General features: G+C 34.6%; 12 protein-coding genes. 5 read left to right on the forward strand and 7 right to left on the reverse strand.

The window, feature by feature from the left end:
* Positions 1–42: 42 nt before the first annotated feature.
* The 4 genes from miaB (at position 43) to FI695_07845 (ending at position 4451) form a co-directional block, all read left to right on the forward strand.
* Positions 43–1407: a tRNA (N6-isopentenyl adenosine(37)-C2)-methylthiotransferase MiaB gene (gene miaB / locus FI695_07830; protein ID MQG51864.1), complete on the forward strand. Its 1365-nt coding sequence runs from the start codon at positions 43–45 to the stop codon at positions 1405–1407.
* A gap of 69 nt (positions 1408–1476) precedes the next feature.
* On the forward strand, positions 1477–2715 hold the full coding sequence (nadA, locus tag FI695_07835) for a quinolinate synthase NadA (protein MQG51865.1): 1239 nt from the start codon (positions 1477–1479) through the stop codon (positions 2713–2715).
* A gap of 18 nt (positions 2716–2733) precedes the next feature.
* Positions 2734–3594 (forward strand): carboxylating nicotinate-nucleotide diphosphorylase, encoded by an 861-nt coding sequence (nadC, locus tag FI695_07840; GenBank protein ID MQG51866.1) that lies wholly within the window; start codon positions 2734–2736, stop codon positions 3592–3594.
* A gap of 26 nt (positions 3595–3620) precedes the next feature.
* On the forward strand, positions 3621–4451 hold the full coding sequence (locus FI695_07845; protein MQG51867.1) for an MBL fold metallo-hydrolase: 831 nt from the start codon (positions 3621–3623) through the stop codon (positions 4449–4451).
* Here the strand turns inward: FI695_07845 and FI695_07850 are convergent, their stop codons facing one another.
* From FI695_07850 to FI695_07880, 7 genes are read right to left on the reverse strand one after another with little or no spacing between them, the layout of a single operon-like run.
* A complete protein-coding gene (locus tag FI695_07850; GenBank protein MQG51868.1) occupies positions 4452–4913 on the reverse strand; it encodes a D-tyrosyl-tRNA(Tyr) deacylase in 462 nt (153 codons plus the stop codon).
* A gap of 6 nt (positions 4914–4919) precedes the next feature.
* Entirely contained in the window at positions 4920–5270 is a 351-nt protein-coding gene (locus FI695_07855) for a hypothetical protein (GenBank protein MQG51869.1), read from the reverse strand.
* Positions 5252–5833: a hypothetical protein gene (locus FI695_07860; protein ID MQG51870.1), complete on the reverse strand. Its 582-nt coding sequence runs from the start codon at positions 5831–5833 to the stop codon at positions 5252–5254. The genes FI695_07855 and FI695_07860 overlap by 19 nt, the downstream gene beginning before the upstream one ends.
* 6 nt (positions 5834–5839) lie before the next feature.
* Positions 5840–6181 (reverse strand): HIT domain-containing protein, encoded by a 342-nt coding sequence (locus tag FI695_07865; protein MQG51871.1) that lies wholly within the window; start codon positions 6179–6181, stop codon positions 5840–5842.
* A 21-nt stretch (positions 6182–6202) separates the two neighbouring features.
* On the reverse strand, positions 6203–7336 hold the full coding sequence (locus FI695_07870) for an acyl-CoA dehydrogenase (GenBank protein MQG51872.1): 1134 nt from the start codon (positions 7334–7336) through the stop codon (positions 6203–6205).
* Between the two features lie 26 nt (positions 7337–7362).
* Entirely contained in the window at positions 7363–8541 is a 1179-nt protein-coding gene (locus FI695_07875) for an acyl-CoA dehydrogenase (GenBank protein MQG51873.1), read from the reverse strand.
* 26 nt (positions 8542–8567) lie between these two features.
* Positions 8568–9725: an acyl-CoA dehydrogenase gene (locus FI695_07880; GenBank protein MQG51874.1), complete on the reverse strand. Its 1158-nt coding sequence runs from the start codon at positions 9723–9725 to the stop codon at positions 8568–8570.
* A gap of 153 nt (positions 9726–9878) precedes the next feature.
* Between FI695_07880 and rsmG the strand changes: the two genes are divergently transcribed.
* Entirely contained in the window at positions 9879–10607 is a 729-nt protein-coding gene (gene rsmG / locus FI695_07885) for a 16S rRNA (guanine(527)-N(7))-methyltransferase RsmG (protein MQG51875.1), read from the forward strand.
* The last annotated feature ends 66 nt before the right edge of the window (positions 10608–10673 follow it).

Below are 10673 nucleotides of genomic sequence, written 5' to 3' on the forward strand. Positions count from 1 at the left end.
ATAGTGGCCTAGTGCGCCCGCCTGCTAAGCGGGTTGGGGGTGATGAGCTCCCTCGTGGGTTCGAATCCCACTTCCTCCGCCATTACAAAAATCATGAAAACATCGATTGAAACAAAACTAAATAACTATTTCATTTGGAATATTGGATGCCAAATGAATGTAGCTGATGCAAACCGACTAGAAAGTGGATTTCATCATATTGGCCTAGAAAACACTGAAAACGTTAACGATGCTGATATTATTGTATTAAATAGTTGTGTTGTAAGACAAAGTGCAGAAGATAAAGTCCATGGCATGTTAACTTCACTCAGGCACATAAAAGACACCCACCCCTCCAAAATAATTGCATTGATGGGATGTTTAGTAGGGCCAAACTCTGAAAAACTCCAAAAACGATATCCACATGTTGATATATTCATGAGACCACAACAATTCAAACCTTTATTTGATTTAATTAATACTGTCGATGAAATTGATGTGGATGGTTGTATAAACACATTATCACCCGTTAATCCAAGCGTAACCGCTTTTGTTCCAATTATTCACGGCTGTGATAAATTCTGTACATTTTGTATTATTCCCTACAGAAGAGGAAGAGAAGTAAGTAGGCCAATTGAGGATATAGTAAAAGAAGTAGAACTACTTTCTCTTCGGAATGTTAAAGAAGTAACTTTACTTGGGCAAAATGTCGATTCTTATGGCCATGATTTTATAGATAAAAAAGACCTTGCTGACTTATTTTATGCAGTCAATGAAATAAAAGGTATTGAAAGAATAAGATTTCTAACTTCCCATCCTAATGATATGAGTGACAAAATTATTGATGCAATAAATTCTATTGATAAAGTATGTGAACATATAAATTTACCATTTCAGGCTGGTGATGATGAAATATTAACAGTCATGAGAAGAGGGTATAATATTGATTCATATCTTCGATTGGTAGAAAAAATACGCACTAGAGTAAAAAATGTTTCAATGAGTACTGACTTGATTGTTGGTTTTCCCGGCGAATCTGATCAGGCATTTAAAAATTCTCTGAAAGTACTAGAGGAAGTAAAATTCGACAAAGTACACTCAGCTTGTTATTCAACCAGAGAAGGAACTATTGCAAGCAGAAAATTAATTGATAATGTCCCTATAAAAGAGAAAAAAGAGCGTTTATCCCAAGTTGATTCTCTTCAAAAGGATATAGTAACCACAATTAATGCTAAACTTCTGGATAGTACACAAGAAGTACTTGTTGAAAAACTTGAGAATGATCAATGGCAAGGAAGAAATCGCAATGATAAACTCGTGTTCTTTGAGTCAACAAATGATGTGAATTTGATTGGCAAAACTGTGAATTTGTCAATTGATAAAACTTCTCCTTGGTATTTACACGCTACTGAAAAAATTAAGACTTGAGGATTTGTGGAATATGTCATATACTGACTTTCCAATTTGGAATCTTATGTATGGTATAATAATCGGACAATGACTACTTCAGAAACTGAACGAATAGTACAAGCAGAAGAAAACTATAAAAAGGATCCTTTGTATATCCCATTAACTGAACTCGAGCAATCTGCTTTTTGCCAAACTGAAAATAATCTTATTACAAAACCTTTAAAAGAAGAACTTCAATCAACTTGGATTAACTGGCAAAAGATTCCTGAATCTTACCAAAACTTAGATGCCAATGAACTTGATCGAAGAATATTAAAATCCAAAGCAGTCTTAGGTAAAGATCTCGTTGTATTGGGTCACCACTACCAACGAGATGAAGTAATAAAATATGCTGACATCACTGGCGACTCATATTTACTTTCATTAGAAGCATCTCGGCAAAACGCCCCTTACGTTGTTTTTTGTGGAGTACACTTTATGGCAGAAACAGCCGATATATTAACTTCATCTGACCAAACTGTTATTCTTCCCAATATGGCTGCAGGATGTTCAATGGCCGATATGGCAAAAACAAATGATGTAAACGACGCCTGGGATGATATTCAAACAATTACAACCGCTGTAACACCAGTTACATATATGAATTCTACTGCTTCAATTAAATCACTATGTGGCGAAAATAATGGTGTTGTTTGTACGTCTTCAAATGCCCAAGCAGTGTTTGAATGGGCTTTCAATCAAAATGAAAAGATATTTTTCTTACCTGATGAGCATTTGGGTAGAAACACTGGGCGAAAATTAGGCATTCCTGAATCGCAAATGGTAGTTTGGAATCCTTTTAAACCAATGGGGGGATTAACCAAAGAAGAAATTCTATCTGCAAAAATACTGCTTTGGAAAGGGCATTGTTCAGTACACACTAGATTTAATATAACTCAAATAAATAATGCACGTGAAAAATTTCCTGACGTCACTGTTTTAGTTCACCCTGAATGCACAAACGAAGTTGTTAATGCTGCAGATTTAAATGGATCTACTGAATTTATTATAGACACTGTAAACAACAGTAAACCTGGTAGTATTTTTGCAATTGGTACAGAAATAAACCTTGTAAATCGGCTAGCTAATAATAATCCTGACAAACAAATATTTTGTCTTGATTCTATGGTATGTCCTTGTGCAACAATGTATAGAGTCCATCCGGCATATCTTTGCTGGGTTCTTGATTCTATCATTGAAGGAAAACCTACTAATATAATTAATGTAGATGAAAAGACTAGCAATTTTGCAAAACTATCAGTAAACAGAATGTTAGAAATCAAATAACTGATATATAACAATTTTATGTTATTAATTAATTCTCAAATAAAAACAATAATCAATGAAGCATTAGTTGAAGATTGTTATACACAAGATTACACCACAAATAGTCTGGTTGATTCGGAGTTAATGGGTTCGGCTATAATAAAGGCCAAAACAAACGGCGTAATATGTGGAATACCTCTTGCAACTGCAATTTTTCACCATGTTGATCCCAATTTAGAAATTAAACCCCTTATTGAAGATGGAGAAATTGTTGATAAAAATACATCCATACTACATATTAAAGGTAAAATTTCTAGTATTTTAATTTCTGAAAGAACTGTTTTAAACTTCTTACAACGCCTAAGTGGTATTGCTAGTGAAACCAATAAATATGTTGTAGAAATATCAGATATAAACTGTAAAATAATAGATACAAGAAAAACTACACCAGGCCTAAGACAATTGGAGAAATATGCTGTTAGAACTGGCGGCGCATCAAATCATAGAATGAACTTAAGTGATGGAATCCTCATCAAGGATAACCACATTGAAGCTTTAAAAACAAAAGGTCTCTCATTAAAAGAAGGCGTAATTATTGCAAAAAATAAAGCTCCCCACACTCTTAAAGTTGAGGTAGAAACAGAAAATCTCAAACAAGTACAAGAAGCTATTGACGCTGGGGCCGATATAATTATGTTAGATAATATGGATATTCCTACCATTCAAAAAGCTGTTGCACTAATCAATAAAAGAGCAATAATAGAAGTTTCTGGGGGAGTGAACTTGTCAACAGTTCGTAAAATTGCAGAACAGGGTGTTGATTTAATATCTGTAGGAGCTATCACTCATTCATTTTCGTCTTTGGATATCAGTTTAGACATAGAAAATTATATAAATTAATAATCATAATAAGTAGAATTATATCTATGGAAATTGCAGAAAATGTACATCGAGTTGACGACACTTCAGGAAGTAATTGTATATTACTTCTAGATACAAATATAGCAGTTGTGGATACTGGAAATCCTGGCAATGCACAAACTATAGTAAATTATGTTAAAAGCTTAGGTAGAAAACCAGAAGAAATTAAAAATATTATCCTAACCCATTTTCATCACGACCATTCAGGTGGTGCACAAGAACTTCACAAACTTACTGGTGCATCAATTACTGCACATAGGGGCGAAATACTAAAAAACAATATACTTAGAACCGGCACTGAAGGTGGGAGGCCACCATTTTGGTACCGCTGGACATTTGGTTTAGCTACCGCTCTTTCAGTTAGTAGAAATTCGAATCATGATTCTAGGCGGGTAGTATTTGAAAGAACGGAAGTACATCAAACAATTGAAGATAATGAAATCCTTCCATTTTTGGGTGGTTTGCAAGTCATACATACACCTGGCCATACACCAGGAAGTATATGTCTTTATTTAGCAAAACATAAAATTCTTTTTTTAGGTGATTCAGTAATTAATAATGTCGACAGATTAAGTAGGCCTTTAACATGGGCAAGTAGCAACAGAAAACTCCTCGATGAATCTTTAGTAAGTTTACGAGATATTGATGCAGAAATAGGTATTTGTGGACATGGTCCAATTTTACAAGATGAGTTTATGACTAAATTACGTGGGATGACAGATAGACCTTATAATGTACCAACGTGGCAAATTGCAATCAAAAACTATCAAATGATTAAAAAATTTAGACAAACAAATAACCAAAAAGGCGAATGGAAGGGCAGTGAGTCAAGATAGTTATTTTCTCGAAGCCAACCTGTCTTTACTATCTATAATTATTGTGACTGGCCCATCATTAACAAGTTCTATTTGCATATCACTACCAAAAACACCATCCTTAACAATAACCCCTTGGTTTAATAAATTATCCAAAAGCAAATCATAAATAGGTTTGGCTATATCAGAATTCGCTGCCATATCCCAGGATGGTCTTCTCCCTTTTCTAGTATTGGCCATTAAAGTAAATTGGCTGATTAGTAAAATCTCCCCATTAATATCTAAAATAGAATTATTAAAATCGTTATTATTATCAGAAAAAATTCTTAAATTGGTTAGTTTATTTACTAAATAATCTATATCATTATTATCATCATCTGCCTGAATACCACATAAAACAAGCAAACCTGAATTGATAGAATTATGAACCTGCTTATTTATAATCACAGAGGCTTTTGTTACACGTTGTATGACTAACTTCATAACAAATTAAGATGATTTTGTATCTGTTTCTGTCGAAGTTTTTGTTACGGTCTCTTTAGGTTTTTCAGAATCTGTGGCTTTTGAAGAATCCTCATTCTTAGTATCTACAGGCCCCGCTGGATTTACACTCTTTCGAGCATAATCGGTTGTGTACCACCCAGAACCCTTATAAATCACTGCAGGAGAATAAAATTGACGCTTACCAATACCATCACACTCAGGGCAAGGCTGAGTACTTTCTGCATCAAAACCTTGTTTTAATTCAAATTGATTTGAACATTTATCACATTTATATACATATATCGGCAAATTAATATCCTCCAAAAAACATTCTAGTATTATATTCCTGTTTTTAATAAAAGTGAATTGCGAGCATTTAAAGAATCCGGATGTACCAACTGACCACTATTGATTATAGAAGAAATTTTTAGATTTAGGTACATAAGTGTAGCTTCTGATAAACTATTTAATGCTTTTTGATTTATTGGTTCTAATTGAATATTTTTTTCAATTTTCTTAGGATCCAATTTATCAGCTAAAAATACTGTCATAAATATCTCATCCATTTCTTCCATACCACTCGTATGATATTTAATTGATTCAATAATTTGTTTATCTGATACTTTGTATTGCTCTTGCATTGTTATTGATGCTAAAACGCCATGCAATAATAATGGAGAAGCTTTTTCAACATTTGAAATTTCGATTTCTTTTTCCTCTGCAGCAAGTAACATTTCATTGTCAGAATATGCCCTATATAAATCGTGGCCAAGTAAGGCAGTTACTACTTTTCCTTCATCAATCCCATGTATGCGGCACAATTTACGACCAACTTCACAAGAACGATAGATATGTTTTTTTAAGGAATCAGGAAGGTTGTTCTCTATATGATCAATTAATTGATTGTTGATAATAGCCATAAGTTATTAACCAATATTAGACAACTTAGTACCACCAATTAAATGTACATGTAAATGATCTATTTCTTGGCCTGAATCAGGACCTTGATTAACGACAAGCCTATATCCACTCAAAGCAACGCCCTCGCGTCTTGCCATTTCCTCAGCAACCGCAAGCAAATGTCCTATTAGAGGTTCTTGACCTGGTCCAATATATGCCAAAGACGTACATTTCCAGAAAGGAATTATTAATAGATGGACAGGCGCAACTGGATTTAGATCTCTAATAACAAAACACCTATCATCCTGAAACAATATCTCTGTATCCGTTTCTCCGCGAGCAATTTTTTGAAATATACTTTCTGCCATAAGAATATTCTCCCCTAAATATTATATTCCTAACTGTTGAGCTACAATTTCTCGATGATATGATGAATCACCAAAAGCAAGTTCTTGAGCCTTTGCTCTTCTTGTATATAACTGTAAATCATATTCTTTAGTAAATCCTATAGCACCGTGTGATTGATGTCCTATTGCGCACACTCTTCTATATGCATCACTCACCCAAGCTTTTGCTATTGAAATTTCTTTTTGTGCTTCTAATCCCTCAGAAATTCTCCAAACGGCATGATAAGCCACATATCTACACCCTTCAACATCTGTTGCCATGTTAGCACAATGGTGTTGAATAGCCTGAAAACTTCCAATAGGGCGTCCAAATTGTGTTCTATCTTTCACATATTCAACTGTCATTTCCAAAACTCGATCAGCACCGCCTAGCATTTCTATACATTTGGCTGATGATCCCAGATCTATAACGCGTTTTGCTATATCCCAACCTTTGCCAACTTCACCTAAAACATTTTCTTCTGAAATTGATACAGATTCAAAAACTATTTCTGCCTGTTTGTCTGATGCTATTGTGTCTAATGGAGTTATTGTCATTCCAGATGTGTTTTTATCAACAATAAAAACTGTAAAACCAGTTGATTCTTCACCCTTGTCATCCGTTTTAGCAACTACTAAAATTATATCTGCTATTTGGGCATCATTTACAAAAAGCTTTGTACCATTTAATACATAATTTGATCCATCTTTAGTTGCTGTCAATTGTATTCCATTTGATTCATATGTTGCTGAAGGCTCTGTTATAGCTACTGTTGAAATTAAATCTCCATTAGCTATTTTAGGTAATATTTCAGATTTTTGTGCATCTGTTCCAAATTCAGCTATGATTGATGAGCTCAAAACTACCGTTGAAAAAAATGGACCAGGAACTAAAAATCGACCAGTTTCTTCAAGTAATATAGCCAAATCAAAAAACGACATGCCTTGGCCACCATATTGTTCAGGAATAGATAAACCTAACCATCCTAATTCAGCCATATTTTGCCATAATTCAGAAGTAAAACCTCTTTCGTCATCTTCCATCGCACGGACTAAAGTAATAGGGCATTCTTGCTCTAGTACCTCTCGTGCACTATTTTTTAATAACAACTGAACTTCATCAAATCCCAAATCCATGATTTTCTCCTTAAATTATGAATACCTTAAGCACGTGGAAGACCTAAGCCACGTGTTGCTATTATATTTCTCTGTATTTCTGATGTTCCCGAAGCTAAAGTAGCAGAGTGATGTCGAAGAAAAGTTCTTTCGATTCTACCTCGTAAAGGGGCCCATTTTGAATCACTAGTAAGCTGTCCATACAAACCAAGTATGTGCATTCCTGTTTCAGCAACTCTTTGTTCCATTTCTGTACTAAAAGATTTACAAATTGATGCCTCTTTATTCGGCACAAACCCCTGACTTTGCATAAATCCAATATTATAAGAAATCATTCGGCTAACTTCAGTTTCAATTGCCATATCAGCTAAACGATTTCTTAAATGTTCACGACCTGATAAATCAAAATTAGAAGAAGGATTGTCTTTTACAAATCCAACTAGATCATCAATTGTTCTTCTTGCTTCAGCAGAATACTGAACTCCAGACCTTTCGAAATCTAATAAAGTTGCACCTACATACCAACCTCTATTTTCCTCTCCAACTAAATTTCTTTTTGGTACACGAACATTGTCAAAGAAAACTTGATTAAATTCATGCATGCCTGCCATATTTACTATTGGGTTCACACTTATACCTGGTGTCTTCATATCAACAAGTAACATTGTTATACCACGGTGTTTTGGGGCATCAGTATCTGTTCGTGCCAGCAATATTATCCAATCTGCTCTGTGGCCATTAGACGTCCATATTTTTGTACCGTTAACAACATATTCGTCACCATCTACCTCAGCCCGCGTTTGTAGTGAAGCCAAATCAGATCCTGAGCCTGGTTCACTATATCCCTGACACCATTGAACCTCGCCATTAGCAACAGGTGGTAAAAATCTTTGTTTCTGCTCCTCAGTACCATGAACCATCAATGTCGGAGCCAACATTTTAATTCCCCAGATATCTATCCCTGGAGCGCGGTTATATGCCATTTGTTCGTTAAAAAGAACTTGGCTCATAATGGAAGCATCCATTCCTCCATATTCTTTAGGCCATCCCAAAGTTAGCCAACCTTTTTCAGCTAGCTTCTTTTTCATCTTAAGATTAAAATTCCAGCCATCATCGCTCGATGCGTAAGCAGTTTCTCCTGTCCAATCACTTGGAAGTTCTTGTTTCAAGAAACTATTAACATCGTTTTGAAAAGTTTCTTCTTCTGTACTAAATTTAAAATCCATTATTTACTCCAGATATAAATTACTATTTAAGCCCGAGGTAATCCTAAACCTCTCGTAGCTACAACATTTCTCTGTATTTCTGATGTTCCAGCAGCAATAGTTGCACTATAGGAAGCTAAATATCCTTTTTGTATTCTCCCATTTAGGGGAGCCCATTTACTACCTTGTTGCAAGGTACCATAGAGACCCAACATATCCATTCCTGTAGAATAAATTCTCTGTACCATTTCAGTACCAAACATTTTCCCCATAGATGCCTCTTTATTAAATACTTCACCTTTGCTTTGTAAGTAACCAATTCTATAGGAAATCATTCTACTTACTTCTACTTCAATTGCCATATTTGCCAAGTTGTTTTTAACTCGAGATATTGACGAAATAGTTTTACCATTCAATGTATTATTTTTAGCAAAATCGGTAATTTCTTCTAATGTTCTTCTTGCGGAAGCTGATCTATTTACGCCTGAACGTTCAAAGTCTAATAACCTAGCGCCAACATACCAACCTCGATTATATTCACCAACTAAATTTTGTTTTGGTACTCGAACGTTATCAAAAAATAATTGATTGAAGTTATGCCTTCCTGCCATATCTATGATAGGCCTAACTTCTACTCCTGGAGTTTTCATATCAACCAATAGGAAGCTGATACCTCTATGCTTAGGAGCATCAGGATCAGTTCTAGCTAACATAAATAACCAATCAGCTTCGTGGCCTCCTGAGGTCCATATTTTTGTACCATTAATAACAAAATCATCTCCATCTTCAACTGCTCGAGTCTGTAAAGATGCTAGATCAGAGCCAGACTGAGGTTCACTATAACCTTGAGCCCAACGAACTTCAGCTTTGGCAATTGGAGGTAGAAATTTTTGCTTTTGCTCATCTGTTCCTTCAAGCATCAATATAGGTCCAAGCATTGAAATTGCATTATCATTAGCTGGGATTCTTCTATACGCTGTTTCTTCATTGAAAACCATTTGTTTTAAGTGGGGAGCACCCATACCCCCGTACTCTTCAGGCCATGGTAGTGTTAACCATCCCTTTTTGGCAATTTTTTGTCGAATTGCTTGAATCTCGTCTTTATCGGCCTCATCAGGATCAAACCCTTCAGGCATATCTTTTTCGGCAAATGAACGTAACTCTTTTCTAAAATCTTCGTACTCGGTAGAAAATTCAAAATCCATTTCACAATCTCCTTGGATTTATATTCATTACAATCTCATACTTAAAGCATATACGAAATTAGTGTAAATGATATTCTAATTACCTACAATAAGAGTGTCAATCAAATACAAACCTTGTTGACAACAAATAGTCGATCAAGGTTACATATATCCATGAAGAACAATAATAGCAAGATTTTAGAAGAAGGTTTATTGGAATTGAATCTATCTATGACAGACCAACAGGCAGCTCAATTCCAGTATTTTGCTGAAGAATTAATTATTTGGAATTCTAAGTTCAATCTAACTGCTATTAATTCAATGAAAGACATATATACCCTTCATTTCCTTGATTCGATTTCTGCTATACCTTCTTCCAGTACCATAATATCCCCTAATTTTAGTATATGTGACATAGGAACAGGCGCTGGATTCCCAGGAATACCAATAAAAATTCTTTATCCTGAAAGTAAATTGACACTAATTGAAAGCTCAAAGAAGAAATGCACATTTCTTCAACATATAACGACAGAATTACAATTAACAAATGTTGAAATTATTTCAGAACGAATTGAAGAAGTAGGACAAAATCCATTATTTAGAGAATCTTTTGATTTAGTTACAGCAAGAGCCGTAAGTAAAATTTCCACCCTGCTCGAGTATGGAATACCTCTAATAAAATTAAATGGAATCTTATTGGATTATAGTAAAGAAGATTTAATCACGAATCTTGAAAATCTCAACCAAATAAGTCATTTACTAGGAGGATCTCCTCTTAATATTCATAAAATCAATTCGTCTTTTTTGGATAACGACAAGGTAGTAATAAAAATACAAAAGTTGAATCGCACTGAAAACAGATATCCAAGAAAAAATGGGATACCTTCAAAAAGACCTCTATAAAAAACCAACTTAAAATAGTATTATCGATGTTATTTAATATATCGAGGAATAAATGCCACTTATTAT

Source organism: SAR202 cluster bacterium (assembly GCA_009392515.1).
Taxonomy (GTDB): domain Bacteria; phylum Chloroflexota; class Dehalococcoidia; order Lucifugimonadales; family UBA6952; genus UBA6952.

What these genes read in the sequence shown, in the direction of transcription:
- nadC (MQG51866.1), top strand. Translation starts at nt 2,734, where the DNA reads ATGTTATTAATTAATTCTCAAATAAAAACAATAATCAATGAAGCATTA.
- miaB (MQG51864.1), top strand. Translation starts at nt 43, where the DNA reads ATGAGCTCCCTCGTGGGTTCGAATCCCACTTCCTCCGCCATTACAAAA.
- FI695_07845 (MQG51867.1), top strand. Translation starts at nt 3,621, where the DNA reads ATGGAAATTGCAGAAAATGTACATCGAGTTGACGACACTTCAGGAAGT.
- nadA (MQG51865.1), top strand. Translation starts at nt 1,477, where the DNA reads ATGACTACTTCAGAAACTGAACGAATAGTACAAGCAGAAGAAAACTAT.
- FI695_07860 (MQG51870.1), bottom strand. Translation starts at nt 5,833, where the DNA reads ATGGCTATTATCAACAATCAATTAATTGATCATATAGAGAACAACCTT.
- FI695_07880 (MQG51874.1), bottom strand. Translation starts at nt 9,725, where the DNA reads ATGGATTTTGAATTTTCTACCGAGTACGAAGATTTTAGAAAAGAGTTA.
- FI695_07865 (MQG51871.1), bottom strand. Translation starts at nt 6,181, where the DNA reads ATGGCAGAAAGTATATTTCAAAAAATTGCTCGCGGAGAAACGGATACA.
- FI695_07875 (MQG51873.1), bottom strand. Translation starts at nt 8,541, where the DNA reads ATGGATTTTAAATTTAGTACAGAAGAAGAAACTTTTCAAAACGATGTT.
- FI695_07850 (MQG51868.1), bottom strand. Translation starts at nt 4,913, where the DNA reads ATGAAGTTAGTCATACAACGTGTAACAAAAGCCTCTGTGATTATAAAT.
- FI695_07870 (MQG51872.1), bottom strand. Translation starts at nt 7,336, where the DNA reads ATGGATTTGGGATTTGATGAAGTTCAGTTGTTATTAAAAAATAGTGCA.
- rsmG (MQG51875.1), top strand. Translation starts at nt 9,879, where the DNA reads ATGAAGAACAATAATAGCAAGATTTTAGAAGAAGGTTTATTGGAATTG.